General features: G+C 63.7%; 27 protein-coding genes. 14 read left to right on the forward strand and 13 right to left on the reverse strand.

Annotated features, from left to right (window positions below; all coding sequences use genetic code 11):
* The first annotated feature begins 7 nt into the window (after nt 1-7).
* Together ROH8110_RS16570 and ROH8110_RS16575 are read left to right on the forward strand one after the other, a co-directional pair.
* Nucleotides 8-838: a DeoR/GlpR family DNA-binding transcription regulator gene (locus ROH8110_RS16570; RefSeq protein ID WP_085818856.1), complete on the forward strand. Its 831-nt coding sequence runs from the start codon at nt 8-10 to the stop codon at nt 836-838.
* Nucleotides 831-1,619 carry an inositol monophosphatase family protein gene (locus tag ROH8110_RS16575; RefSeq protein WP_245962880.1) on the forward strand — a complete coding sequence of 263 codons (789 nt, stop codon included), beginning with the start codon at nt 831-833 and terminating at the stop codon, nt 1,617-1,619. The genes ROH8110_RS16570 and ROH8110_RS16575 overlap by 8 nt, the downstream gene beginning before the upstream one ends.
* A gap of 11 nt (nt 1,620-1,630) precedes the next feature.
* Here ROH8110_RS16575 and ROH8110_RS16580 read toward each other — a convergent pair whose 3' ends face one another.
* The 3 genes from ROH8110_RS16580 to ROH8110_RS16590 all read right to left on the reverse strand — a co-directional run bounded on the left by ROH8110_RS16580 (nt 1,631) and on the right by ROH8110_RS16590 (nt 5,868).
* Nucleotides 1,631-2,338, reverse strand: coding sequence for a class I SAM-dependent methyltransferase (locus ROH8110_RS16580; RefSeq protein WP_085818857.1), 708 nt, complete (start codon nt 2,336-2,338; stop codon nt 1,631-1,633).
* Nucleotides 2,339-2,490: 152 nt separating this feature from the next.
* Entirely contained in the window at nt 2,491-3,423 is a 933-nt protein-coding gene (locus ROH8110_RS16585; RefSeq protein WP_085818858.1) for a choline/ethanolamine kinase family protein, read from the reverse strand.
* A gap of 21 nt (nt 3,424-3,444) precedes the next feature.
* Nucleotides 3,445-5,868, reverse strand: a complete 2,424-nt coding sequence (locus tag ROH8110_RS16590; RefSeq protein ID WP_085819067.1) for a GcvT family protein — start codon at nt 5,866-5,868, stop codon at nt 3,445-3,447.
* 155 nt (nt 5,869-6,023) lie between these two features.
* Here ROH8110_RS16590 and ROH8110_RS16595 point away from each other — a divergent pair, with 155 nt between their 5' ends.
* Together ROH8110_RS16595 and ROH8110_RS16600 are read left to right on the forward strand one after the other, a co-directional pair.
* A complete protein-coding gene (locus ROH8110_RS16595) occupies nt 6,024-6,788 on the forward strand; it encodes a DeoR/GlpR family DNA-binding transcription regulator (RefSeq protein ID WP_085818859.1) in 765 nt (254 codons plus the stop codon).
* Nucleotides 6,754-6,960, forward strand: a complete 207-nt coding sequence (locus ROH8110_RS16600) for a response regulator transcription factor (RefSeq protein ID WP_245962879.1) — start codon at nt 6,754-6,756, stop codon at nt 6,958-6,960. Before ROH8110_RS16595 ends, ROH8110_RS16600 begins: the two co-directional genes overlap by 35 nt.
* Nucleotides 6,961-7,144: 184 nt before the next feature.
* Here ROH8110_RS16600 and ligD read toward each other — a convergent pair whose 3' ends face one another.
* The gene (ligD, locus tag ROH8110_RS16605; protein WP_085818860.1) at nt 7,145-9,583 is read right to left on the reverse strand and encodes a DNA ligase D; all 2,439 of its coding nucleotides are present in this window, start codon (nt 9,581-9,583) and stop codon (nt 7,145-7,147) included.
* 53 nt (nt 9,584-9,636) lie between these two features.
* A complete protein-coding gene (locus tag ROH8110_RS16610) occupies nt 9,637-9,900 on the reverse strand; it encodes a hypothetical protein (RefSeq protein WP_085818861.1) in 264 nt (87 codons plus the stop codon).
* A gap of 167 nt (nt 9,901-10,067) precedes the next feature.
* Here ROH8110_RS16610 and ROH8110_RS18940 point away from each other — a divergent pair, with 167 nt between their 5' ends.
* Both ROH8110_RS18940 and ROH8110_RS16615 read left to right on the forward strand, forming a co-directional pair.
* Complete coding sequence (locus ROH8110_RS18940) at nt 10,068-10,193, forward strand: CBS domain-containing protein (RefSeq protein ID WP_139837426.1); 126 nt, start codon at nt 10,068-10,070, stop codon at nt 10,191-10,193.
* Between the two features lie 11 nt (nt 10,194-10,204).
* Nucleotides 10,205-10,534: a hypothetical protein gene (locus tag ROH8110_RS16615; protein ID WP_085818862.1), complete on the forward strand. Its 330-nt coding sequence runs from the start codon at nt 10,205-10,207 to the stop codon at nt 10,532-10,534.
* Between the two features lie 36 nt (nt 10,535-10,570).
* Here the strand turns inward: ROH8110_RS16615 and ROH8110_RS16620 are convergent, their stop codons facing one another.
* The 7 genes from ROH8110_RS16620 to glnH form a co-directional block, all read right to left on the reverse strand.
* On the reverse strand, nt 10,571-11,590 hold the full coding sequence (locus ROH8110_RS16620) for an FAD-dependent oxidoreductase (protein ID WP_254903800.1): 1,020 nt from the start codon (nt 11,588-11,590) through the stop codon (nt 10,571-10,573).
* Nucleotides 11,591-11,619: 29 nt separating this feature from the next.
* The gene (locus tag ROH8110_RS18945) at nt 11,620-11,988 is read right to left on the reverse strand and encodes an FAD-dependent oxidoreductase (protein ID WP_245962877.1); all 369 of its coding nucleotides are present in this window, start codon (nt 11,986-11,988) and stop codon (nt 11,620-11,622) included.
* A 129-nt stretch (nt 11,989-12,117) separates the two neighbouring features.
* On the reverse strand, nt 12,118-13,071 hold the full coding sequence (locus ROH8110_RS16625) for a MurR/RpiR family transcriptional regulator (RefSeq protein ID WP_085818863.1): 954 nt from the start codon (nt 13,069-13,071) through the stop codon (nt 12,118-12,120).
* A complete protein-coding gene (locus ROH8110_RS16630; protein ID WP_085818864.1) occupies nt 13,031-14,050 on the reverse strand; it encodes a C45 family autoproteolytic acyltransferase/hydrolase in 1,020 nt (339 codons plus the stop codon). Before ROH8110_RS16630 ends, ROH8110_RS16625 begins: the two co-directional genes overlap by 41 nt.
* Complete coding sequence (gene glnQ / locus ROH8110_RS16635; RefSeq protein WP_085818865.1) at nt 14,043-14,768, reverse strand: glutamine ABC transporter ATP-binding protein GlnQ; 726 nt, start codon at nt 14,766-14,768, stop codon at nt 14,043-14,045. The genes ROH8110_RS16630 and glnQ overlap by 8 nt, the downstream gene beginning before the upstream one ends.
* Nucleotides 14,765-15,421: a glutamine ABC transporter permease GlnP gene (gene glnP, locus ROH8110_RS16640; protein WP_085818866.1), complete on the reverse strand. Its 657-nt coding sequence runs from the start codon at nt 15,419-15,421 to the stop codon at nt 14,765-14,767. The genes glnQ and glnP overlap by 4 nt, the downstream gene beginning before the upstream one ends.
* A 75-nt stretch (nt 15,422-15,496) precedes the next feature.
* Complete coding sequence (gene glnH / locus ROH8110_RS16645; RefSeq protein ID WP_085818867.1) at nt 15,497-16,228, reverse strand: glutamine ABC transporter substrate-binding protein GlnH; 732 nt, start codon at nt 16,226-16,228, stop codon at nt 15,497-15,499.
* 136 nt (nt 16,229-16,364) lie between these two features.
* Between glnH and ROH8110_RS16650 the strand changes: the two genes are divergently transcribed.
* The gene (locus tag ROH8110_RS16650; RefSeq protein WP_085818868.1) at nt 16,365-17,687 is read left to right on the forward strand and encodes an aspartate aminotransferase family protein; all 1,323 of its coding nucleotides are present in this window, start codon (nt 16,365-16,367) and stop codon (nt 17,685-17,687) included.
* Entirely contained in the window at nt 17,684-18,448 is a 765-nt protein-coding gene (locus ROH8110_RS16655) for a beta-keto acid cleavage family enzyme (RefSeq protein ID WP_085818869.1), read from the forward strand. The genes ROH8110_RS16650 and ROH8110_RS16655 overlap by 4 nt, the downstream gene beginning before the upstream one ends.
* Before the next feature lie 48 nt (nt 18,449-18,496).
* Here the strand turns inward: ROH8110_RS16655 and hisN are convergent, their stop codons facing one another.
* Nucleotides 18,497-19,285, reverse strand: coding sequence for a histidinol-phosphatase (hisN, locus tag ROH8110_RS16660; RefSeq protein WP_085818870.1), 789 nt, complete (start codon nt 19,283-19,285; stop codon nt 18,497-18,499).
* A 208-nt stretch (nt 19,286-19,493) separates the two neighbouring features.
* Between hisN and ROH8110_RS16665 the strand changes: the two genes are divergently transcribed.
* From ROH8110_RS16665 to ROH8110_RS16690, 6 genes are all read left to right on the forward strand, one after another.
* Nucleotides 19,494-20,501 carry an ABC transporter substrate-binding protein gene (locus ROH8110_RS16665; RefSeq protein WP_085818871.1) on the forward strand — a complete coding sequence of 336 codons (1,008 nt, stop codon included), beginning with the start codon at nt 19,494-19,496 and terminating at the stop codon, nt 20,499-20,501.
* Between the two features lie 85 nt (nt 20,502-20,586).
* Nucleotides 20,587-21,627 (forward strand): ABC transporter ATP-binding protein, encoded by a 1,041-nt coding sequence (locus ROH8110_RS16670; protein WP_085818872.1) that lies wholly within the window; start codon nt 20,587-20,589, stop codon nt 21,625-21,627.
* Nucleotides 21,624-23,306 (forward strand): ABC transporter permease subunit, encoded by a 1,683-nt coding sequence (locus ROH8110_RS16675; RefSeq protein ID WP_085818873.1) that lies wholly within the window; start codon nt 21,624-21,626, stop codon nt 23,304-23,306. Before ROH8110_RS16670 ends, ROH8110_RS16675 begins: the two co-directional genes overlap by 4 nt.
* A complete protein-coding gene (locus ROH8110_RS16680; RefSeq protein ID WP_085818874.1) occupies nt 23,306-24,058 on the forward strand; it encodes a DeoR/GlpR family DNA-binding transcription regulator in 753 nt (250 codons plus the stop codon). The genes ROH8110_RS16675 and ROH8110_RS16680 overlap by 1 nt, the downstream gene beginning before the upstream one ends.
* Before the next feature lie 80 nt (nt 24,059-24,138).
* Nucleotides 24,139-25,146, forward strand: a complete 1,008-nt coding sequence (locus tag ROH8110_RS16685) for an LLM class flavin-dependent oxidoreductase (RefSeq protein ID WP_085818875.1) — start codon at nt 24,139-24,141, stop codon at nt 25,144-25,146.
* Nucleotides 25,147-25,376: 230 nt separating this feature from the next.
* Nucleotides 25,377-26,369, forward strand: coding sequence for a serine hydrolase domain-containing protein (locus ROH8110_RS16690; protein WP_217808221.1), 993 nt, complete (start codon nt 25,377-25,379; stop codon nt 26,367-26,369).
* Nucleotides 26,370-26,371: the final 2 nt, after the last annotated feature.

Below are 26,371 nucleotides of genomic sequence, written 5' to 3' on the forward strand. Positions count from 1 at the left end.
GCCCGACATGACCAAGCCCTTGACCCACCCCCCCAGCGACACCCGCGCCCTGCCCGCCTCGCAGCGCGGCGCCGAGATCATCGATCTGGTCACGCGCGCCGGGGGCAGCATGCGAATCCAGTCCATTGCCGAGGCGCTCAACGTTTCGGAAGAAACCGTGCGCCGGAACGTGCGGCGGCTTTCGGATGAGGGCCTCGTGCGCAAGGTGCATGGCGGGGTGCTGCTCCAGCACGGCTCGACCGAGCTGAACTTCGCGCAGCGCATGGCCGAGAATCCCATCCCCAAGCAGCGCATCGCGGCCCATGTGGCGGGGCTGATCGGCGACGGCAGTTCGCTGTTTCTGGATGTCGGGTCGACAACCGCTTTCATCGCCGAGGCGCTGAAGGCGCATCAGGAACTGCTGGTGGTCACCAATTCGGTCGCGGTCGCCCACAGCCTTGCGGCGCGGAACAATAACCGGGTGTTCATGCCAGGCGGCGAGTTACGCGGCCATGACGGCGGCGTGTTCGGCGCGAATGTGCTGGATTTCGTGCGCCAGTTCCGCACCGATTTTGCGGTCCTGTCAGCGGCGGCGATCAATGCCCGCAACGGGTTCATGCTGTTCGACATGGAAGAGGCACTGTATTCACGCGCGATCATGGCGAATTCCACCACAAGAATCCTGGCGGCGGATACCAGCAAGTTCGGACGCACCGCCCCGATCGCCATCGGTCCGCCGGCATCGGTCGACCTGCTGATCTGCGACGCCCCGCCGCCCGAGGACATCCGCGAGGCCGCCCAGGGTTGGGGCACCGAGATCGCCGTCGCTGACAAGGCCGCGGGACGGGCGCATGACTGAGATGCATGACCTGCGCCGCCGACTGTCCGCCGCGCTCGATATCACCGAAGCGGCGAGCCGGATCTCGCTGGCGCATTTCAACCGGACACTGGATATCATCACCAAGGACGATGAAAGCCCCGTCACTATCGCCGACCGCGAGACCGAAGAGGCCATCCGTTCCCGCTTGCAGGCGGAGTTTCCGCAGGATGGCATCTATGGCGAGGAGTTCGGCAGCCAGGGACTCGACAAAGCCGATATCTGGGTTGTCGATCCGATCGACGGTACCCGGTCTTTCATCGCCGGTGTTCCGCTTTTCGGCATGTTGCTGGCGATGACCCGTGAGCGGCAACCGGTTCTGGGTATCTGCCGCCTGCCCGCGATCGGCGAAGTCTATGCCGCCGCGCGCGGGCTGGGCGCCACCCGCAACGGCGCGCCGATCCATGTGTCGCGCGAAACCGCGCTTGACCGGGCCATGCTGTTCATCAACGAGGGCGAGAAGATCCATGCCGAGGCGCCGCATGTGTTCGGACGGTTGATGCGGGCGGGCAGGTTGCGCCGGCTCTCCTATGACTGCCAGCCCCATGCGCTTGTCGCCAGCGGGCAGGTCGACGCCGTGGTGGATTACGACCTCAAGCCCTATGACTATTTCGCGCTGGCCCCGATCATCACCGAAGCTGGCGGCATCATCACCGACTGGCAGGGACGCGCCCTTACCTACGATTCCGACGGGCGCGTCGTGACCGCCGCCACGCCCGAACTGCATGCCGAGTTGATCGCGCTTCTGGCCGAAACGGGCTGAGCTGCGGCGCCTCAGCGCCGACCCAGGGCGCAGGTGCCACGCACCTTGCGACCGTCGCGGAAATAGTCCTTCATCCCCGTGGTGTCGTCGCCCAGAATAAGCGCGTGATCGATCCATGCGATGTCCATGTCCAGGGCCTCGGCCATGAATTCGGTCGCGCGGCGGCTGGGGACACCGACCACGGTATGCGACTGCCCGGCAGAGGCGGGCACGGCATTGAGAGGGTTGGACACCTCTTCGCGCAAGAGCTGAATCATGGCGTTGTCCACGACAATGAATTCGCTGTCGATGATGATGATTTCCGGCTCAAGCTGCTTGGCAAGCGACAGCAGCCGCAGGTGATCCATGACGTGATAGAAGATGCCATAGACGGCAACCACGTCGAACCGCTCACCCTGCGCGACCAGCGTCTCAAGCTCGTCAAAGAGATCGTTGCAATGCAGTGACACCCGCGACTTGAAGTCGGTTTCAGGAAAGACCGCGAACCGTTCGATCAGCTCGGGCCGGGCCTCCACCCCGTGAACATGCTCGGCACCTGCCGCGGCCAGCGCATAGGACCAGCGCCCGTCATGACAAGCGAGGTCAAGAATGCGCGCGCCCTCGATCTGCGGCTGGAATGGGCCGATCAGAAGATCATGCCGGCGGTTGAGGCGGTGAACAGTGGTATCGTTTTCCGAATAGGGTGGAATGTTACCCATGAAGTTGAAAAAATCCACCATCCGGACACTCCCTGTCTGAGAAAAACTCTAGACGGATCTCGGGAGAATGGAAGCAACTTTGACGTGCAATACCGGTCAAACTCGTGCGCTGCGACGAAAAAAGCGGGCATGGAGGCCGGAGCCGCCACGCCCGCCAGTTGGAGAGAACAGTTTCAGCCCGCGCGCACCGCAGCCAGATGACCCGCGAAGGCCGGATCGCTCATCAGCGCCTTGCACCGCGCGAAACGATTGACGGCATAGGCCCAGAAATCCTCGGCAGGGTTGTTGTCGGCATGCTGGATCAGGCCCCAGAGGGTCCACAGAAGATCGCACATCGCCTTGTAGATCACCGTGCGCCCGATCTGTGCTGCTGTGGGGGGCGCACCGAAATAGGCGGTCAGCATCTCGATATCCTGCGCGTCGCTCATCCCTGCCTCGACCGAGAGATCGCCAAGATCCCATAGCGCGTCGTTCATACCGGAATACTCGTAATCCACGATCCACATGCGCGTGCCGTCATCGAGGAAGTTCTCACAGAGCGGATCGCAATGGCTCGGCACGAGCTCGCCGGGGTTTTCAGCCAGCAGCTGCTTGATCGGCGCGGCCTCGGCCACCACTTGCTCATAGCCCTCGGGCAGCTCGATATCCTTGGTCGAGAGAACCTCGAGATAGTCGTCTATCATCGAAAAAAGCTCGAATCGGAACTGAAAGGGCGTCTCTGCATCATGCAGTTGCCTGAGCGCAGCGCCCGCGCGTGCCGCCGCGCCCGCGCGACTGGCGAAGAGTTCGGGAGTCATCGTGACGATCCCCATGATACATTCGCAGACCATGTCGCCGGTCGCTTCATCCGCCCAGATCACACGGGCGCAAACCCCGGTATCTGCGGCGACGCGCGTGTTGTGGATTTCGACCGCCCTGTCGATATAGGCTTCGGTCCCCTCGCCGGGAATGCGCACGATCACGTTCTGACCGCCGGTCTCGACCCGGTAGACAAGATTGGTCATCCCGCCCAGCCGCTCGATCTCGCAGGTTTCAGGCGTGGTCTGTTCGAATCCCGGCACCTTGCGCAGCACCGCGATAACGTTGTCGCGATTGTCATCCCTCATCTTGTCGTCTCCCCTGTTGTATCACGCCTTGAGGCGTTCATTGGCCGGGTCGTAGAGCTGCCCATCGACCCGGCGGATCGCATGACGCGCGCCGAAAAGCTCGAGTTCAAAATCGGCTTCCTGCGCCAACGCATCGGGCAGATAACCAAGGATGATCGTCTGGCCGACCGTGTGACCATAGCCCGCGCTCGAGGCGACGGACACGGTCTTGCCGTCATGCAGGATGGTCTCGCCCCCGGTGATGGGCAGCTTGTCGTCACAGACGAAAGTGCAGAGCCGCTGGCGCGTGCCTTCGGATTTCTGTTTCTCAAGCACCGCGCGGCCGGTGAAGTCGCCCTTGCTCTTGAGATGCACACGAAAGCCCAGCCCTGCCTCGATCGGCGTGTAATCGGGGGTGATATCGGCGCTCCAGTAGAGATACCCCTTCTCCAGGCGCAGCGATTCAATCGCGCGGTAACCCACATCGCGGATGCCATGCGCCTGCCCCGCCTGCCAGAGGCAGTCATAGACATGGCGCGCGAATTCGGTGGGGACATGCAGCTCCCATCCGAGTTCGCCGACATAGCCGATCCGCACGGCCTGCACATGGGCGGCCCCGACGATGATCTGCTGCGCGGTGCCGAAGGGGAAAGCGGCGTTGGAAACATCGTGCTCGCTGACCGCTTGCAGCACTTCGCGCGCTCTCGGGCCGCAGATGTTGATCACCGCCCGCGCAGAGGTGACATCGCTCAGGTAGACCGAGCCATCCTGTGGCAGCGCGCGGCGAATCCAGTCGCTGTCATGCACGCCAAAGCCAGAGCCGGTCACGATATAGAACCGGTCGGGGCCCGTGCGGGTGATGGTCAGATCGGCTTCGATGCCGCCATGTTCATTGCAAAGCTGCGTGTAGATCACGCTGCCGACGGGTTTGTCCATGTTGGACACCGCGAGGCGCTGCAAAGCTTCGAGCGCGCCGGGGCCGACCAGCTCGAACTTGGAGAAGCTGGACTGGTCGATCAACGCGACGCCCTCGCGCACTGCCTTGTGCTCCTGGGCGGCATATTGCTTCCAGCCAGGGTCGATGAAGGCCAGTTGGTCGACGGGCTCGACGCCTTCGGGTGCAAACCACAGCGGGCGCTCCCAGCCGTTCTTGGACCCATAGACCGCACCATGCTCCTTGAGCCGGTCATGAAGCGGGCTGAGGCGCAGGTTGCGGGCCGTCTCGGCCTCCTGCCCCGGATAGCGCATCTTGTAGTGATGCGCGTAATGTTCGACCGCGCGCGGATACATGAATGCGCGCGTCGCGTGATGCGGGCTGAAGCGGCGCACATCAAGCGGCCAAAGATCAAGGCTGGGACGTCCGTCGACGACCCATTCGGCGATCATCTCGCCCGCGCCGCCGCCCGCCGCGATCCCGTAAAGGAAGCCGGTTGACAGCATCAGGTTGTCCAGTTCCGGCGCCCAGCCCATGACGAAATCGCCATCCGCCGAATAGGGGATCGGGCCGTTGATGACCTGGCGGATGCCGACCTCGTTGACCACCGGCGTCACCACGCCCGCCATTTCGGCCAGCGGCGCAAAACGATCAAGATTGTCAGGCAGCAACTGGCGGATGAATTCGCCGGGGATGCCGTTGTCGCCGAATGGCAGGGTGCCTTCCTCGTAACCGCCGATCACCAGCCGCCCGCCCGCATCGGGCTTGTAATAGACCAGGCGTTCGGGGTCGCGCAGGGTCGGCAACCCCTTGACCAGTTCAGGTTCGGGCAGCGGTTCTGTCACGATATACTGATGCTCGACGGCACAGGCAGGAACCGTGACCCCCAGCTTGGCGGCCAGTTCCCGGCTCCACATTCCGGCGGCCAGGATCACGTTCCCGGCCTCGTAATCGCCCTCGGATGTCATCACCTTCGTGATACGGCGGTTCACGATCTCGAAATCGGTGACCTTCACGCCCTGCCGGATCTGCGCGCCATGCTTGCGCGCGCCCGCCGCGATCGCCTGGCACAGACTGGCGGGGTCCACATGCCCGTCCGAGGGAATAAAGGCAGCGCCCTCGAGACCGGCAGCGTCGATATAAGGAAACAGAGCCTTGGCCTCGTCCGGGGTGATGATCTGCATGTCGAGATCGAAGCTGCGCGCCATCGTCGCCAGACGCTGCGCCTCCAGCAAGCGTTCCTTGGTGGCGGCCAGCCGCAAGCTGCCGACCTTTTTCCAGTCGAACGCCATGCCGGTCTCGGCCTCGAGCGCATCATACATCGCCACCGACCGCTTGAGCATCCGCGTCGTGTTGCGCGACGAGCGCAGCTGTCCGACCAGCCCCGCGGCGTGCCATGTGGCGCCCTCGGTCAGCGAGGCCTTTTCGAGCAGAACGACATCCTTTTCCCCCGACTTGGCAAGGTGATAGGCAATCGAGCAGCCGATGATACCGCCCCCAATGATCAGGTGCTTTGCCGCATGCGCCGTCATGTCCGTCAGACCTTTCGATGAAACCCGTTCATCGAAATACAGCGCCAATTTCAACATAAATCAACACTTTTTGTCGCATTGGTTTGATTATTGTTGATTTAAATCGCCAATTTCCGCTCAACTTCCTTCAGAAAACCACCTAAACTGAAGATGATATGTCGAAATACGAACACGATATTCTCAGCACGGTGAACCTGCGCGGCACGGTTTCGGTCTCGGAACTGGCGCAGATTCTGGATGTGTCGGACCAGACCATTCGCCGTATCGTCAAGCCGCTGGTGGAACGCGGCGAGCTGCGCAAGGTCCATGGCGCACTGGTCAGCACCCAAAGCGTGATGGACCCGCCCTTTCTGGCGCGGATGCACGAGAACCGCGCCGCCAAGGCCGCTATCGCCAACAGCGTCGCGGGGCTGATCCGGGACGGCGATTCACTGACCATCGACACCGGCTCGACCTCTGCCTTCGTGGCGCAGGCCCTTGAGAGCCGCCGGAACCTGACCGTCGTCACGAACTCCGCCTTCATCGCCAGCAAGCTTGCCATGATCGAAGGGAACCGCGTGTTCATGGCGGGCACGCAGCTGCGCAATCACGACGGCGCCGCGTTCGACCGCAATGCCTTTGACGTGATCGCAAGCGCGTCGGTCGATTACGCGATCCTGTCGGCCTCCTCGGTGCATCCCGCGCGCGGCTTTCTGGCCTTCGATCAATGCGAGGTCGACATCGCCCAGGCGATGATGGAGGTCTCGGCCAGCACGATCATGGCCGTCGACCACACCAAGTTCAAGGAAAGCGGCGCCAAGGCATCGCTACGCATTCCCGCACTTTCACCCGAAGACAGCGTGGTTTGCGACAAGCGCCCAGACGCGGTGTTCGATGATCTTCTGGATGCGCAGAATTTCATCGACGCGACGCGCGGCTGAGCTGTTCGTTCTTCGGCTCGCTGCCGACGGGCTGACCAACAAGGAAATCGCCCGCGACATGAACGCCAACGAAGTGACCGTCAAGATGCACATGCGCTCGATCTGCAAGAAGCTGGGCGCACGCAACCGGGCACATGCGGCGATGATCAGCCGCGAACGCGCACTGATCTGATCCGGTCGCGCAAACGCGACGCATCCTTCTTGCTGCGCTGCCGAACCAACGGTTTCAACGCGTAGGCCCATGCCTTGGGACCAGCCGCCGTGCAGTCCACTCGCCACCATCGACGAAACAATCGCGCGCGACGACCCGACGGGCATCGCGGGCGCCCATCCGTCCCGGTGGCTGGGCCGTCGCCTCAGCCCTTCGACCAATCCTCCAGCGCCTCGAGAACGCCTTTACCGATCCCGCGCGCCTCTGGCGCAAGCAACGGGCAGCGGCGCGAGAGACGATCTTTCATGTCCTGCGGATGAAACCCGTCCGGCCGCTCCAGATCGTCAAGTTCGTCCCACGAGACCGGAACCGCGACAGCCGCGCCGGGACGCGCGCGAAGCGAATAGGGCGCAATGGCGGTGGCACCGCGTTCATTGCGCAGCCAGTCGATGAACACCCGCCCCTTGCGCTTCGACTTCGACATGGTCGCGGTCAAGGCGTCAGGATCGCGATCCGCCAGGGTCTCGGCGAAGGTCCGGGCAAAGTACTTGACCGTATCCCAGCCAGAAATCCTGCGCAGCGGCGCGATCACATGCACCCCCTTGCCGCCGGTCACCATCGGCACCGATTGCAGGCCGCAGGCCGTCAGCCCCTCGCGGACCTGTTGCGCGGCCGCCTTGACCCGTTTGAAATCCAACTCCTCGTCTGGATCGAGATCGAACACCATGCGGTCGGGCCGCTCGATCCGGTCGCGCGCCGCACCCCAGATATGAAATTCCAGCGTTCCCATCTGCGCGGCGCCGATCAGCCCCTCGGGCGTTGAGACATACATATAGTCTTCCCGCTCACCGTCCTTTTCCTCGATCGGCATGGTCTTCACCGTATCGGGAAACCCCTTGCCCGCGTGTTTCTGGAAAAAGCACTCGCCCGAAATCCCATCCGGACAGCGCAACAGCGACAGCGGGCGGTCGGCAGCATGGGTCAGCATCCGCTTGCCCACCTTGGCGTAATGCCCGGCCACCTCGCCCTTGGTCAGACCGGCCTCAGGATAGACGACGCGCCCGACACTGGACACCCGGACCCCGCCGATCGCGCGCTCGTCATCGCCCTCTGTTTCAGCTTCCGCTTTGGCACTCACCTCTCTGGCCTCCTTGTCCTCACGCAGGCCTTTGTAGACACCGTGTCTGATGCGGCCCTCGCGGGTGAATTCAGTATACTCGGCTTCGACCACCAGCTTCGGCGTTACCCAGTTCGCGTCCTGCCCCTCGGTCGGCAATGCGCCGTCAAAGGGGGCGGAACGTTGGGCAAGCGATGCGAGCGCCGGTTCCAGCTCCTTGAAATCGTCCTCGTCAAAGCCCGTGCCGACGCGACCGCGAAAGACCAGCGCGCCGCTCTCATAGCTGCCAAGGAGCAACGAAGCGAAGGGCCGCCCCCGCTTGGTAGAGGGCGACCAGCCCGCGATCACGAACTCGGCCCGGCGAATGCACTTGGACTTGATCCAGGCCTTGCTGCGCCCGCCGCGATAGGGCGCATCGCGGCGCTTCGAGACGATCCCCTCGCCGCCCGCGTCGCACATCGCCGCCAGCGCGTCGGCACCCTCGCCCTCGATGATCGGGCTCAGTCGCAGCGGACCGCGCGGCGGCAGGCCACCGAAGAGTTCCTGCAGCGCCTTGCGCCGCGCCGAAAGCGGTTTTCCGGTCAGGTCCTCACCATCCAGAACCATGCAATCGAAGGCATGGAAGGTCAGCGCATCGCCGCTCTTCAGCGCCTTTTGCAATGTCGAGAAATCGCCGCCTCCGCGCCCGGCGATCACTTCGCCGTCGATCAGCGCGGAATCACAGTCAAGCGCTGCGGCTGGTTCGCAGAGCGCACCGAACCTGTCGGACCAATCCTTGCCGTTGCGCGAATAAAGCCGCACGCCGCCCTTGCCCAGCGCGATCACGCAGCGATAGCCGTCGAACTTGGCCTCGTGTTGCCAGTCCTTGCCCTCGGGCGGCGCATCCTTGAGCGTGGCAAGCTGCACCTTGCGGAACCGGGGCCGCGGCTTGTTGTGGCTGGGGAGCGCTGGGGCCTTCCCCTCTGTGATTTCCCGCATCGTCCGTCCGGTCGTCACGCTTGTCTTGTGAGACTCAGTCAATACCTCCGCACCGTCACGAGCAAAATCATCGCGTTCCTTGATCAGCAGCCAGTTCTCGTTCTTCTCGTCGCGCTCGTCCTCCATCCGGACCAGCGCCCAGCCACCCTTCATGCGCGCTCCATGCAGGCGCAGGTGCAGCTTTCCGTCTTTCAACCCCTCCTCGGGATCATGCAGCGGCTCCCACCAACCGCTGTCCCACAGCATCACGGTCCCGCCGCCATATTCGTCCTCCGGGATCGTTCCCTCGAAGGTCCCATATGCCACGGGGTGATCCTCTGTGCGGACCGCGAGGCGCTTTTGCGAAGGATCGGCGGACGGCCCCTTTGTCACCGCCCATGACAACAGAACACCGCCCCATTCGAGCCGGAAATCATAATGCATGCTGCTGGCATCGTGTTTTTGCACGACGAATGACAGGCGGTCACCGCCCGCCTCGACCAGCTCTGCGCGCGGCTCGGGCGTGGCCTCGAAATCGCGCTTCTTTTCATATGCGTCAAGCGACCTCATCGGACCACCTCACGTTGCCGAGCGGAATTGCCCTTCGACGCGCACGCATGCCATCACTCGGCCTCGATCTCGACCTCGCCATCGCTTGGCGCAACTGTCTCGGTCTGCGCAGCGTCGGGCGCGTTCACGTCGCCTTCGGTAATATCCGCAGCTGGCCTTTCTTCCTCGCCACCTTCAGGGCCGGGCGCCATGCTCGCTTCCTCGACAATCCAGTAAAGGATGATTCCGACCCCGAAAGCCACGACAAGCGCCATCATGATCAACGGCCCGCGGTGACGGCGTTTGTCTCTTTGCGGTTCGGTATCGGGTGGGCTCATCGAAGACCTCCTTTCCATTCTGGAAAACAACCGCCGCGTGCCGGAAATGTTCCAGCAGGATGATGCACATGCCCGCGCGCTGCAGGAACCTCGGTCCTTCGCTCGCGTTTCGTATACGAAGGCGAATAACAGACCACACGAGGAACGAGATGCAGATTTCAGGAATAATGACCCTTCATCCGATCGGCGTCACACCCAATCAGACCATCGGCGAAGCGGCGGCGATCATGGAGAGATCCGACCTGCATTCGGGGACGGCTGCGGCGCAGGTCTTCCCCGGCAACGACCAATGAGAGGAAACACCATGACGGATGCGACAAAGACCACCCCGACCATCCCAACCGACGTTCAACGCCGACAGGGAAATGTCATCAACCAGACCGCCCAGCAGATCGACCCCGCCGGGCGCCACCGCGTTGACGTGAATGCCAATACCGAAAGCGACTTGAACACCAAGCAACCGGGCCATCTGCCCGAGGAACTCCCGCCTCAGCGACCCGACCCGGTGCGACACCACAAGACGGTTCGTCCAGCCGGCCCCAATCAGATGGACGACCCGCCGAGGACATGGGACGAGGTCGACGAGGAGAACGATCAGACCTTCCCGGCCAGCGATCCTCCGGCGAACTACTGACATCGCCTGCGCAAGCAGCCAGCCCGGCTGCGGACTTCACGCGTCCGATCCCCCTCGCCCCGACCCCGGCAGTGAATCGTCATCGCGCTGCCAGGGCCTCGGCTCCCCGCATCTCTCGCAGATCTGCTGGAGTGCGGTCTTCAGCCCCTCTTCGAGCGTCGGGTGATAAAAGGGCAGGTCCAGCGCCTCGCTTGCGGTCACGTCTTTCTGGATCAGCCACGCCAGCAGATGCGCCAGATGCTCGCCCCCCGGCGCGCAAAGCGATGCGCCGACCAGCCTTCCGTCGCTGGCGCCTGCGTGAAGGCGCGCAATGCCATGCGCCTGCCCCATCACTACCGCGCGCCCCTGATCCGCGTAATCAACCTGCCCCGTCACATGCGCGCTGTCACCCCGCTCGGGAACCATGCCGACTACCGCTGCCGCCGGATGCGTAAAGGCGATGCTGAGCGGCACCTTGCGCGCAGCGCGGCGCAGATCGGGATAGGCACTGGCATTGCGCCCCGCAATCGTGCCTTCCTGTGATGCTTCGTGCAGAAGCGGACGGTGATGATTGGCATCGCCCGCGATGAACACCGGCGCATCGCCGCATTGCATTGTCGCCGGGTCGAAATGCGGGGTGCCGTGATCATCCAGTTCCAGCCCGGCATTCTCCAGCGCCAGCGACTCCAGATTGGGGGGCCTTCCTGCGGCCAGCAGAATCTTGTCGAACCGTGCCTCGCCGCCGCTCCAATGCAGGGTGACGCCGTCTTCATGCGGCGCAGGGTCGGGCTTGCATCCGAGATGCATGGGAAACTCTTGTGTCAGGCTATCGAAAAGCGCCGCGCTGGTCTCCTCGGGCAGACCGGCAAGCCGCTTCCCGGCATCGAACAGTTCGACCCGGACTCCGAGCCGATGCATCGCCTGCGCCATTTCCAACCCCAAACGCCCCGCCCCTATGACACCCAGCGTGTCGGGCAGCGCCTCCAGCTCGAAAATCGTCGCATTGGTCAGGACATGTTCCGCAACCGCCTCATATGGTGCAGGCAGCGCCGAGCGGGCGCCGGTGGCAAGCACCACGCTGCGCGCCTCGACCCGTTCGCCATTGTTCAGCGCCAGAACACCGGGCGCCTCGAAACGGGCACAGGCCCGGATGCAGGTGCCGTCGGGCAGCGCTGCGATATCCTCCCGAACGCCTTGGGCGAAATCATCGCGCAGGCGGCGCAGGCGCGCCCATCGACATGCGGTTCAGCGGAAATTCCGAACTCACCCGCACGCCGCACCCCATCTGCCGCCTCGGCAGCTGCGATCAGCAGCTTTGATGGCATACAGCCCACGGTGGCACAGGTCGTGCCCGCGAAATCCGGATCGATCAGCAGCGTGCGCGCCCCGTTTCGGCGGGCATGGCGCTCCGCGGCCAGGCCGGCCGTCCCGGCTCCCAGCACCGCCACATCGACGCGGCGCGGTTCAACAGACATCTGCGCCTCCAACAGGTTCAGACCCGTTCAACGCGCAAGGCCCGCCACAGGTTCCACCCGCCGCCCGCAAATCACCGCAAAAGCCGAGATCCCGCCCGCACGACGCCACCGGCAGGATTCACGGGCAGATCAAGATATCTCGATATCGAGCCTCTTGATCATTTCATCGCGCGCCGAAAGAGCCTGTTTGGTTTGCTCCGGCCTGACAGCCCCGCAGCCGTTGATGAGGCATTCTGCGGCCAGGATGAAGGTGGTCAGGGAGTTCGACAGGAAGCTCGTCTGATGCGGCACAAGGATCGCGGCCCGCGACACGGCCGCCAGGGCCGAACTTGCGCTGTCGGTTACCGCGACGATCTTGATGTCGCGCTCGGCAGCGGCGCGCGCAGTCGCCGCGACCTGCGCCGAATAGGGCGCGCAGCTCGCCGAAATCAGCACATCCTCATGGCTCATCGAAGCAAGCCCTTCCGCCACACCGAGATTGTTGGAATCCAGCAAATGCACATCCGACCGGATCATCCGCAGACCATAGACCAGGAAGGTGGCAAAGGCGTGAAACTGACGGATCCCATGCACCATCACGCGCGGCGCGGACGTGATCAGGTCGGTCGCCGCGTGGAACTGATCGATATCGCAGCTTTCAAGGAAGCGCTCGATATTCGCCTGGTTCTCGCGGCAGAGCCGCGCAATCCCGCCCATGCCAGTCGCATCTTCGCCCGCCAGCGCGGTCTGCGCCTGCCTCGTGTAGAAGTCTCCGGGCGCGGACATCGACGCATCCAGCAACACCTGCTGGAAGGCGCCGAAACCCGGATAGCCCAGGTTGCGCGCCAGCCGGGTCAGCGTGGACGGGTTCACCGACAGCTTCTCTGCCAGGGCGGTGATCGACAACAGCGCCGGATCGCCGCGCAGGTTCAGGATCTCTGCCAGCGCCTTCTGCGCCTTGGGGCCCAGCGAAAGATGCGACTCCCCGCGCGCGATCCGCAGCATCAGGTCGCGCAGTTCCTGCACGTCTTGTGGTGGCGCGCCCGCTTCGCCAGCGGCAGCGTCAGTGGCTTGTAAAGACCGGTCGGTCCGAGTTCTGGTCATAGATACTCCATTCCACTTCGGATCGTCCTACGTGGAACACCGCCGTGGCAAGCGTATTCTCGTTGTCCGGATCATCCGGCTGGCACCTGTGGATCGGCAGACCCGGCCCCGATGCGTCACGCAGGATCGCCAGCGGATTCATGTTGCCCTCGGCCAGCATGTGCATGCCGCGCGCCTGGCGGTCCTGCGAGGATTCGGTGATGTTCTGACCCGCCTCCGCACACTCCAGGTGAAGCGCATGATTGGCGTGCACGCTCGGTCCCTCGATCATCCGGGCGGAACAGGCCCCGGCACCGAACTCCACGCTCATCACCCGTTGATCGCCTGCTTGCGCCAGCGTCATGTGAAACCCCCCGCTCGCATTGTGCCGCTCCAGTATGGCCAGCGCCTCGTCCAGCGACTGGCAGGCAAGCACCCTGCGCCCCAGCCCGATCCGCGGGATCTGCGCGCTCACATTGTGCAGCCGCAGGTTGTTGACAGCCTGCACCAGCCCCGCAGCGTTGGTTCCGAAGGTATGGCCGGGCAAAGATCCGGGATAGCAGAACGACATCAGCCCCGGGCCATCGTCCGGTGTCAGCCGCGCGACAAAGGCATGCCCGCGAAACCCCGGCAAGCCATCCTCGTTATGCCCGACCACCGGGATATCGCCAGGGATCTGGACCGTAGTGCAGCCATCGGGAACATTGGACATGAGGTCGCCGCGGCAGTTCCATGCCACGACATGCTCGAGCGGCAGTTCAAGCCCCTCCGCCAGGCCCTGCAACTCCTCCCAGACGGCGGGAAGAACATCCCGCAGGCTGTCCGCCATGACCTGAACCGCACCCGCATGGGCGCGATCCGTCACGGCATGCCAGTAATCGGCGTGCAGCAGGACATCCCGCACCGCGTCGCGCCCCGCTTCGCCCAGCGCGCGCCCGATCTGGCGTGGCGTGCCTTTCGCGACGACGCTGCCCAGTTCGGATATCGCTATCTCAGACATGCTGAAGAAAATCCTTCATCCGGTCATTGGGCGGCGAGTCGATCACTTCGCGCGGGTCGCCATCGACGGCGATATGCCCGTGCTCCATGAAGATCAGCCGCGTGCCCACCTGCTTGGCAAAGCCCATCTCGTGGGTCACGACGACCATGGTCATGCCCTCCTCGGCCAGCGCCCGCATGACGTTCAGCACTTCCTGCTTGAGTTCGGGGTCCAGCGCCGATGTCGGCTCGTCGAACAGCATGACCTTGGGCTTTACCGCAAGGGCGCGCGCGATCGCCACGCGCTGCTGCTGGCCGCCCGAAAGCTCGGCGGGGTAATGGTCCGCCTTTTCGCGCAGCCCCACCTTCTCCAGAAGGTCCAGCGCCGCCTCCCGCGCCTTTTCCCGGCTCAGACCACGCACCTTGGAGGGGCCGAAGGCCACGTTCTCCAGCGCGGTCAGCTGCGGGAAAAGGTTGAACTGCTGAAAGACCATGCCCGCTTCCTGCCGGATTTCGCGCAGCTGCCGCTTCCCGCCGGTCACGCTCAGACCATCCACGACAAGATCACCGCTCGTGATCGTCTCGAGGCCGTTGATGCACCGCAGCAATGTGGATTTCCCCGATCCGGACGGCCCCACAAGAACGACGACCTCGCCTGTTTCAATCGACAGGTCCACGCCATCGAGAACCTTCAGCGGGCCGAAATGCTTCGACGTGTTCTTGAATTCGATGATGCTCATAGGATCCTCATGCGTTTTTCGATGGTGCGCAGGATCAGGCTCAATGTGCCGGTCATGATCAGGTAGATGATCGCCACGGCGGTCCAGATCTCGACCGCGCGAAAGTTCGAGGCCATGATTTCCTGCCCCGTGCGGGTCAGTTCGCCCACGCCGATCACGATGAACAGCGAGGTATCCTTTAGACTGACGATGAACTGGTTGCCCAACGGCGGTATCAGACGGCGAAAGGCCAACGGCCCGACGATATAGACGAGGACCTTCCAATGCGGCAGGCCGATCGCCAACCCGGCTTCGGTCAGCCCCTTGCTGATCGACAGGAACGCACCGCGCACGATTTCCGCGATATAGGCGCCGGCATTGACCACGATGGCCAGAATCGCCGCGCTCATCGGATCGATCCGCAGGTCCGCCAGAACCGGCAACGCGAAATACAGGAACATAACCTGCACCACGATGGGCGTGCCGCGAATGATCTCGACATAGGTGAATGCAACCGCGTTCAGGATACGCCCGCCATAGGCGCGCATCAGCCCGGCCAATGTGCCAAGGACCAGGCCGCCGATCAGGCCGACCATGGTGATGTAAATCGTCGTCTTCGCACCCTCCAGCAACTGCGGGATGAATTCGACGATGACGGACCAGTCCGTTTCCATGGAAGGCCTCCGTAATTGGGTGTCAGTTTAAGGAATGGGTGGGCCGGGCGCTGCTCGGCCCGGCCCGCGTCCGGCTCAGTTGTTTTCGCCGAACCACTTGGAATAGATCGCGTCATAGCGACCGTCTTCGCGCATCTTGGCCAGCGCCTCGTTCACGGGGCCGACCAGTTCGCTGCCCTTGGGAAAGCCGATGCCGTACTGGTGCGCCATCTGCTGGTCGCCCACGGCCTTGACGTCCCCGCCACCGGCAGTCGCGATGTAATAAAGCACGTTGGGCGTGTCATGCATGGCGGCGTCCACGCGCCCCGTGCGCAGTTCCAGATACGCATTGTCGATATTGGGGAACTTGCGCAGCTCGGTGTCGGGCAGGTTCTCTTCCGCCCAGTCCGACGCCGATGTGCCCGTTTTCACCGCAAGGGTCTTGCCCGCCAGATCGTCCCACGTCGCGATGTCGCTGTCGGCGGGCACCATCAGGCGAAAGCCGCTGTCGTAATAGCCGTCAGAGAAGTCGATGACCTCCTCGCGCTCGGGCTTGATGGTGATCCCGGCCAGTGCCACGTCGATCTGCCCGGTCTGGAGCGCCGGAATGATGCCCGAGAAATCCATCGGGCGCAGCTCGTATTCCAGCTCCAGTTCCTCGGCGATGGCGTTCCACATGTCGATATCGAAGCCGGTATATTCACCGTCCTGCTTGAACTCGAACGGCACAAAGGCGGTGTCCGTCGCCACGACGATCTCGTCGGCATTGGCAATGGATGCGCCAAGGGCAAGGGCCGCCGTGGCGGCAAGGTTGAGAAGTCTGTTCATGGTAGCTCCCGGTTGGCTTGAGTGCAAATATATCGCGCTTTATGTGTTAGCGATGCAAATTTATTTGCACATCCATCCGTGAAATGCAAATCTCGTATTGCGCCGCGATATGGTCTGCCATCCAGAGGAGCCCCTCATGTCCGCCCTTTTTCACCGCACCTGCAACGCTGATCTGCCTTGGGCCGACACGGGCGACGGATGCTACATCATTGACCGCAATGGCAAACGCTACCTCGACGCCTGTGGCGGCGCAGCCGTTTCCTGCCTTGGTCACTCTGACGAGGAGATCAGGGACGCGATCCGCGCGCAGCTCGATAAACTGCCCTTCGCGCATACCGGCTTCTTCACCACCGAAGCCGCCGAATCACTGGCCAACCTGCTGGCGGCCCACGCGCCGGACGGACTTGACCGGGTCTATCCCGTTTCCGGCGGCTCCGAAGCGGTCGAGGCGGCGCTCAAACTGGCACGGCAATACTTCCTCGAACGCGGCGAGCCCCAGCGCACCCGCTTCATCGCGCGCCGCCAAAGTTATCATGGCAACACGCTCGGCGCGCTGTCCACGGGCGGCAATGCCTGGCGGCGCGAACCCTTCGCGCCGCTGATGATCGACACCAGCCACATCGCGCCCTGCTACGAATATCGCGGCCGCGAGGACGGCGAATCCCAAGAGGCCTACGGCCAGCGCGTCGCCGATGAACTGGAGGCCGAGATCCTTCGCCTCGGCCCCGAAACGGTGATCGGCTTCGTCGCCGAACCCGTTGTCGGCGCCACGCTTGGCGCGGTGCCTGCCGTCCCCGGATATTTCAGGCGCATCCGCGAGATCTGCGACCGATACGGCATCCTGCTGATCCTTGACGAGGTAATGTGCGGCATGGGCCGCACCGGCACGCTCTTCGCCTGTGAACAGGACGGGATCGTTCCCGATATCGCCACCATCGCCAAGGGGCTCGGCGCCGGGTATCAGCCGGTCGGCGCCATGCTGTGCTCGGCCGCGATCTACGCGGCGATCGAGAAAGGCACTGGCTTCTTCCAGCACGGGCACACCTATATCGGCCACCCGATGGCCATGGCCGCCGCGGGGGCGGTGCTGACGCGACTGACAGACGGCCAGACCCTGCCTCAGGTCATCGCCACCGGCGAAAGGCTTAAGGCGGGGCTGCAAGACCGCTTCGGTCAGCATCCGCATATCGGCGATATCAGGGGAAAGGGGCTCTTTCTCGGCCTCGAACTGGTCCGCGACAGAGACGGCAAAACGCCGTTCGATCCTGCCCTCAAACTGCACAAGAAGGTCAAGGCCGCAGCTATGGAGGCGGGCCTGATGTGCTATCCGATGGGCGGCACGATCGACGGACGCCAGGGAGACCACATCCTGCTCGCCCCCCCCTTCATCCTGACCGAAGACCAGATCGGCGAACTCGTGGACAAGCTCTCTGATGCCATCGCGGCGGCGCTGCCATGACCGGACTTCCGAGCCTCATGGTCGCCCCCAACGGGGCACGGCGCAGCAAGTCCGATCACCCAGCCCTGCCGGTCACGCTACCCGAAATCGTCGCGACCGCGCGCGCCTGCGCAGATGCCGGCGCCGACGGGCTGCACCTGCATCTGCGCGACGCGGCGGGCCGTCATGTGCTTGACGCGGGGCTTTACCGCGAGGCCCTGGCCGAACTGGGCAGCGCCGTCCCGCACATGGCGGTTCAGATCACCACCGAAGCCGTCGGCCTCTACAGCGCCCCGCATCAACGGCTGGTCGCGCTCGAATCCGGCGCCGGCATGGTTTCGGCTGCCCTGCGCGAGATGGTTCAGGACACGCCCGATGCCACCGCAACCGACTTCTACGCCGATTGTGCCGCACGCGGGATCGCGGTGCAGCACATCCTTTATGATCCTGCGGATTTCGACCTGCTGGCCCGCCTGCTGCCCGACGCGCTGCTGCGCGACCCCAGCCTGCAATTGATCTTCGTTCTGGGCCGATACAGCCACGACCAGAACAGCGCGCCCGCCGATCTCCTGCCGTTCCTCGATCGCATGAAGGCGATGGACCTCGCCCCCGACTGGGCGGTCTGCGCCTTCGGACGCGGCGAAACCGCATGTCTGATCGAAGCGCACCGCTGCGGCGGCAAGCTGCGTGTCGGGTTCGAAAATTCGCTCCTGCATGCCGATGGCACCATAGCCCGTGACAACGCGGAACGCGTCACCGCCCTGCGCCTCGCCTGCGGCTGATGTCTCCAGCCCACCTGATCGGGATCGCAAGCGCGGCGACCGCCTCGGTCAGGCCATCACCTCCAACGCCTCGGCATGGAGCGCCGCACTGGCCGCGGCAATGACACGGCCATCTGATTGCAGCCCCAGCGCCTTGCCGTTCCAGTCGGTGATAACCCCACCGGCGCCTTCGACCACCGCAACCAGCGCCATGTAATCATAGGGCTGAAGGTTCATCTCCAGGACCAGGTCGACATGCCCCGACGCCAGCAAACCATAGGCATAGCAGTCACCGCCGAAACGACGCATCCCGACCTTTTTCGACAGCGCCTCGAACCGTGCCGATCCCGTCTCGTCGAACATGTCCGGGGTCGTCGTGTATAGCGTCGCATCGGCCAGACGGGTCACGCCGCTCGTCTTGCAGACCTTCCCATTCAGGGCTGCCCCCCCGCCGCGCAGCCCCACCCAGCGTTCACCCGTCGGCGGTATCGAGATCACCCCAAGTTCCGGCACCCCGTCGGACAGGCAGGCGATCAGCGTTCCGAAGGTCGGCATCCCCGAAACGAAACTCTTGGTGCCGTCGATCGGATCGAGCACCCAGACATGAGCCGCATCGAGCCGCGTGTTCTCATGCTCCTCCCCCAGGATGCCATGCGCCGGAAAACGTTCGGCGATCCTCTCGCGCATCAATGCCTCGATGGCGCGATCGGCCTGGGTGACAGGCGAAAGGTCGGCCTTTCGTTCCACGTCCAGGGGCTTGCGGAAATATGTCATCGCCATCGCGTCCGTCACATCTGCCAGCGTATCGGCGAAACGCGCCAGCTTCTCCCTGTCGGGTGACATCGTGGAGCTATGCATGAAATTTCCTCATTTGCGGGGTCTTGCAGGCCAAGCAGACCCGCGATTGAAATTAATCGTAGACAAAACGCACAAAAGTGCAAGACTACACAAATATCCCCACACCTGTTTCGACAGGCGCGGCAATGAGAACGGGTCCGGGCAAGGACTCGCACCGCCCCGGAAAAGCCCGGGAGCCAGAATTCTGAACCGACAAGGAGATTCGAGAATGACCACCTTCACAAAGATCACCACGGCATCGATGATCGCCCTGGGCCTGGGGGCTGCGGCCTCCGCTGACGAGCTCACGCTCTACACCGCACTCGAGGAAGAAGAGATCGCGGCTTATATCGAGGCCGCGCAGAAGGCGATGCCCGACACCGAGATCAACGTCTTGCGCCTGTCCACCGGCAAGCTGGGCGCGCGCATCCTGGCCGAGGCGGGCAATCCGCAGGCCGACGTGATCTGGGGATGGGCCGTCAGCGCGATGATGGACCCCCAGATCCTCGAGATGCTGGAACCTTACGAGGCAAAGGGCGTCGATGTGCTGCCGGCCAAATTCCGTGCGGATGACGGCAAGTGGTTCGCACCGATCGGCTACATGGGCGCCTTCTGCGTCAACACGGCACGACTGGAGGAAAAGGGCCTGCCGATGCCGAAAAGCTGGAAGGATCTCGAGAATCCGGCCTTCAAGGACGAGATCCTGATGCCCGATCCGAACTCCTCCGGCACCGGCTACCTGCATGTGAACGCCGTGCTGCAAAGCATGGGAGAAGAGGCCGGCTGGGCGCAGCTCGAAGCCATCGACCCCAACATGGCGCAATATACGTCGTCCGGTTCCAAACCCTGCAAATCGGCGCGCGTCGGCGAATACACTGTCGGGGTCTCTGTGGCTTTGACCGCGATGCAATCCATCAGCGAAGGGTATCCGCTGGCCATGGTCTTTCCCGAAGGCGGCGTCGGCTACGAGCTCGAAGCCTCAGGCCTGATGGCCAGCTCCGACAACAAGGACGCGGCAAAGGCGTTCCTTGACTGGACGATGTCGGACGAGGCCATCGGCCTTTACCAGCAGTACAAGTCATTGATCACCATTCCGGGCGTCGATGCCTCGGAGGCAGCAGAGAAGGCCGGGCTTCCGGCGGATATCTCGACTGTTCTTGCCGATATCGACTTTGTCGAGGCCGCCCAGAACCAGACCGCGGTCAAAGCAACCTGGAAGGAAAAGCTGGGTCGCTGATCACGGCTTGAGGGCACACTCCGCCCAGCCGGTGCGCGGGCCTCAACATGAGGCCCGCGCCCTTACGAAAGAAGAATGAAGCGCCATGTATCTGACCGTCCACAACGCCACCAAGATCTACGGAAACTTCACCGCGCTCGACAGTGTTTCGATCGATATCGAACAGGGTGAATTCGTATGCCTGCTGGGGCCGTCAGGCTGTGGTAAGACAACGCTCCTGCGCCTGATCGCCGGGCTGACCGAACTCGATGGCGGCGATATCCTGCTCGAGGGCGAGGCACTGTCGGACCTTCCTGCGCGCAAGCGCGGCTTCGGGATCGTATTTCAGTCCTACTCGCTCTTTCCCAACATGACGGTGGCCGAGAACATCGGCTACGGGCTGAAGATCCGCGGCGCAAGCCGCTCTGAGATATCCCGGCGCGTGAACGAATTGCTGGAACTGGTCAAACTGCCACGCGTGGCCGACAATTTCCCCGGCCAGCTTTCCGGTGGCCAGCAACAGCGCATTGCGCTTGCGCGCGCCATCGCCGTCGATCCGCGCGTCCTGCTGCTCGATGAACCGCTTTCCGCTCTCGATGCCAAGGTCCGGGCCGAACTGCGCGGCGAAATCCGCCACGTTCAGCGCTCGCTTGGCATACCAACCCTGATGGTCACGCATGACCAGGAAGAGGCACTGGCCCTCGCCGACAAGATCATCTGCATGAACCACGGGATCGTGGTGCAGGCCGGCACACCCGAAGATCTCTATCACCGCCCGCAAACACGTTTCGTCGCGCAGTTCATGGGGATCAGCAACCTCCTGCCTGCCGACGCGGTCCAGCGCGCATTTCCCGGCCTGATGGCGACGCGCCCCGCAACGGCGCAGGACACGCATATCGCCTGTATCCGGCCCGAGCAGATCGGCATGATCCCCGACCCGAACGGCAACGCCACGGTGCGCAGCATCAGTTTCCTCGGCAACCTTCGGCGCCTCGAGGTGGATAGCCCGGCAGGCCCGCTTGTGGTCGAGACCCATGGCGCGAACCCCTGCCGCGAAGGCGACAGCGTGACCCTTGATATCGCGCCTGAGGCCTGCATCTGGGTGGCTGACGACATGGCGCCGCAACCCGCGAAGGAAACGGCATGAGCACGACGGAACAGGCCGTCGCACCATCGCGCAAGCAGTTCGATTCAGACCGGCTGCTGACACTGGCATGCGTCGGGCTTCCGCTGCTCGGGCTCGTGCTGTTCTTCCTTTACCCGATGCTGATCGTGTTCCTGCGTTCGGTGACGGTCGATGACGGCTACGGGCTTGGGAACTACACGCAGGTTCTCGGCTCTGTCGGATTCTGGCGCGCGACCTGGCATTCGCTCGTCATGGGCGGCGCCACGACACTGCTCAGTGTCTTCCTGGGCTTCATCATCGCGCACGGGCTCTATCGCTGCGCATTCCCCGGCAAGTGGATCATCCGCGCGGTGATCGTCCTGCCGCTGCTTGCACCCTCGCTCGTGCAGGCGCTCGGGCTGATCTTCCTGCTGGGGCGCAATGGCGTCATCAGCCGCGCGCTCGGCGTCGAAATCGAGATCTACGGCTTCTGGGGTCTGTTGATCGCGAACACGCTTTACGCCCTGCCACAGGCGGTGATGATCATCGGCGCGGCGCTGGTGCTGCTGGACGCACGGATCTACGAGGCCGCGGACGTGATGGGCGCCTCGCCCGCGCGCCAGTTCCGCGACCTGACCCTGCCCGCGGCGCGCTTCGGGATCCTGAACGCGGCCTTTGTCTGCTTCACCATCACGATCACAGACTTCGGCAATGCGGCGGTGATCGGCGGCGACTATTCGGTCCTGGCGACCGAAATCTACTCGCAGGTGGTCGGCCAACGCAATTTCAACATGGGCGCCGTGGTGGGGATCATGCTGCTTCTGCCCACAGTAATTTCCTATGCGATCGAGCGACAGGCGATGAAGCGGCAGCGATCCGGGCAAGCCACCGGGCAGGTGCCCTTCCGTCCGCACTTCGCACCGCTGCGCGACACGCTCATGGCGTCACTCGCCCTGCTGATCTGCGCAGGGATCGTCGCGGTGATCGGCATCGTGGTCTATGCCAGCTTCGTGACCCTCTGGCCCTACAACATGGCGCTGTCCACCAAGCATTACGATATCACCCTGGCGGGTGGCTATTCATCGCTCAGAATGACGATCGTGATCTCCGTCATGGCCGCGACAGGCGGCACGCTGGCCGTGTTTCTGCTGGGTCTCGGGCTGCGGCGCCTGCCGGGAACCGTGGCCCAGCCGATCCAGCTTCTGGCCGCCATGCCCGCCGCAGTGCCCGGAATGGTGCTGGGCCTCGCCTATATCCTGACCTTCAATTCGACGGCGACACCGCTTTACCTTCTCTATGGCACCGCCACGCTGATCGCGATCATCAACTTCTATCACTATCACACCCAGAGCTTTCTCACGCTGATGACCGGCTTCCGCCAGCTTCCGCAGGCGCTTGAGGAGGCCGCAGGCAGCCTTGGCGCCGGCCTGCGGCGCACGGCCACCGATATCGTTGCGCCCTTCATCGCGCCGATGCTTGTCTCGGTCTTCTTCTTCCTCTTCATGCGCTCCATGGTGACCTTGTCGGCTGTGGTCTTCCTGACAACGCCCGACCTCAGCGTCGCCGCCGTGACGATCATGCGCCTCGACGACGCCGGTCTGACATCCCAGGCGGCGGCCTTTTCCACCTGCGTCATGGCTGTGGTCTGCGCGGCCCTGCTTGGCATGAAGGCCACCCTGGCGCTGATCGGCAGGCGCAACCGGACGAAAGGGACCGCCTGATGTGGGCGAAGGAACGTCACCAGCGGATCCTGTCCATGCTGGCCGCCAACCACCAGGTCAGCGCGAACGACCTCGCCGAGATGCTGAACGTTTCGCGGGAAACCGTCCGCCGCGACCTCCTGGACCTCGCCGAAACCGGGCAGGTCAACCGGGTCCACGGCGGCGCCGTCCTGCCCGAACCCCGTTCGGAAGAACCGTTCCGCCAACGCATGACAGCGCAGCTGCGCGCCAAATCCGAGATCGCACGCAAGGCGGTCAGGCTGATCCAGCCCGGACAGACGATCATGGTGGATGCGGGCACGACCACAGCGATCTTCGCAAGGGAACTCGCGAAACTGTCAGGCGTATCGGTCATCACCAATTCGCTCGACATCGCGACAACCCTTCAGGGGGCGGGCAAGCAGGTGTTGCTGCTCGGCGGCAGGATGGCCGCCGACGTCCCCGCCACCGTGGGCGAACTCACGCTGGCTGAGATCCGTCGCTTCCGCGTCGATCTCTGCTTCTCCGCGCCGGTCGCGGTGCATCCGCTCAACGGGGCGTTCTTCTATGACCTCGAGGAGGCCGAGATCGCCATAGCCATGGCACAGCAGGCGCCGCGCTCCGTCATCCTCGCGGACCAGAGCAAGCTAGGCGAAACAAGCCGCGTGCAATCCTGGGAGGCCGAGACCGTCGACACGCTCGTCACCAACCGCACGGCCCATGATGAACATATCGCCGCCTTCCGTCAGGCCGGGGTCAATGTCGTTCTCTGACGCCTGACTGCACAACGGGTACCCGCCGGGCCTTGGCTTGAGTGCGCGCGATGATTAGCTGTTCTCCAACGGAGGCCTTCATGCAGCATTTTTCCCTTCTCGACCTATCACCCATTCCAGAGGGCGGGACCGCCGCCGACGCCCTGGCGCGCACGGTCGATCTGGCCCGCGCCGCCGAACGGTCCGGCTATCACCGCTATTGGCTGGCGGAACATCACAACATGCCGGGGATCGCCAGCGCGGCGACCTCCGTGGTGATCGGTCATGTCGCCGGCGCGACCTCAACCATGCGGGTTGGCGCAGGCGGCATCATGCTGCCCAACCACGCGCCGCTGGTCGTTGCCGAGCAATTCGGCACGCTCGCCACGCTCTACCCGGACCGGATCGACCTTGGCCTTGGCCGCGCGCCCGGCACGGATATGGCCACCGCCCGCGCCCTGCGCCGCCACATGGCGCCCGAAGACAGCTTTCCCCAGGATGTTCAGGAACTGATCGGCTATCTCGGCGACGCATCCGATACAGCGCCCGTGCGCGCCATTCCCGGCACCGGCACCCATGTTCCGGTCTGGATCCTGGGCTCCAGCCTCTATGGCGCGCAACTGGCGGCCTATCTTGGCCTGCCCTACGCCTTCGCCTCCCATTTCGCCCCCGCCATGCTGGAACAGGCACTCGATGTCTATCGCAGCACCTTCCAGCCGTCCGCAGGATTGAAGGAACCACATGTAATGATCGCGGCGGGCGTCTGTGCTGCCGATAGCGATGCCGAGGCGGAGTTCCTGCGCTCATCGCAGATCCTCGCCTTCGCCCGGCTCAGAACAGGACGGCCCGGCAAGCTGCCGCCGCCCACACACGATCTGGAGCAGGAGATCCCGGCACCGGTCATGGCGCAGGTCAGGCAGGCCCTCTCGTGCTCGGCCACCGGCTCGCCCGCCATCGTGCAAAAGCAGCTCGGCGCGTTGATCGACAGGTTCCGACCCGATGAGCTGATGGTCACCGGAATGATCCACGATCACGATGCGCGCATCCGCTCCTTCGAGATCGCCGCAGACGCTCTTTCGGCGTTGCGTGACCGCCCCGCAGTCGCCTGAAACGAACGGGTTCGATCAGCGAACCCTTACCGGCCAATCCACCCGGCCCCGGCGCTCCAGGCGCCGGGGTCGGAATTCAGGTTTACAACACGGCACGTCTATGGAGACTGCGCCCATGCAGGAAAACCAGCCATCATAAGGCCCCGACCATGACCTCCTACGCTGCCACCACTGCCCTTGAGGCCGTTGTCGACTTTGCCTTGACCCACGAAACGCAGTGGCCCCGCAGCATGTATTATCCCGATGGCGCCTATGTCGGGAATGTCGAGTGGAACGAAACCGGCCCCTGGACCGAGATCGTCGGCCCTGTCGCAGAACGCGGCGGCCCCGCGGGCGTCGTCCTGCACCGGGGGCAGAGGGTGGCCGAATGGGGCGATCCCGAGCGCCCCGACATGACCTTCTCGATTGCCAAGAGCTATCTGTCGGTTCTCGCGGGACTGGCCGTGAAAGACGGGTTGATCCCGGACCTGGACGCACCGGTCGCCCGCACTGTGGAAGGGCCGTATTTCTCAGGTTCCCACAATGCGGGGATTACCTGGCGCCACATGCTTCAGATGAACAGCGAATGGCGTGGCGAGATTTTCGGAAAGGACGATCAGGTCGACCATTACCGCCAGATCGGTGTCGGTGCGGACAACAGCCGCAAGGGACAGTTGCGAGAGCTCGGACCACCCGGCAGCTATTATGAATATAACGACGTGCGCGTGAACGCGCTGGCCTACGCCTTGCTCTGTCGCTTTGGCCGCCCCTTGCCGGAGGTCCTGCGCGCTCGGATCATGGACCCCATCGGCGCCTCTGACAGCTGGCGGTGGGAAGGCTATTCGACCTCGTGGATCGATCTGGGCGAACAGCGCGTTCAGTCGGTCACGGGCGGAGGCCATTGGGGCGGCGGAATGTTCATCAGCGCGAATGACCACGCGAGATTCGGCCTGTTCATCAGCAGCAATGGCGCCTGGGACGGCAAGCAGATCCTGCCGGAAGACTGGATGAAGCGATCGCTCGAGCCGACGCCGACACTTGATAAATACGGCTTCCTCTGTTGGCTCAACAAGGGGCGCGATGCCAATCCCGCGCTTCCGTCAACTGCGTTCAGCGCCTTGGGCGCGGGTGGAAATTGCCTGTGGATCAACCCGGATGATGAGATCATTGCCGTGATGCGGTGGCTCGATCCGGCACATACGCAGCAGTTTCTCGAATCCCTCGTCAGCGCCATCCGGCACTGATT

This window comes from Roseovarius halotolerans, assembly GCF_900172255.1.
GTDB classification, from domain to species: Bacteria; Pseudomonadota; Alphaproteobacteria; order Rhodobacterales; family Rhodobacteraceae; genus Roseovarius; species Roseovarius halotolerans.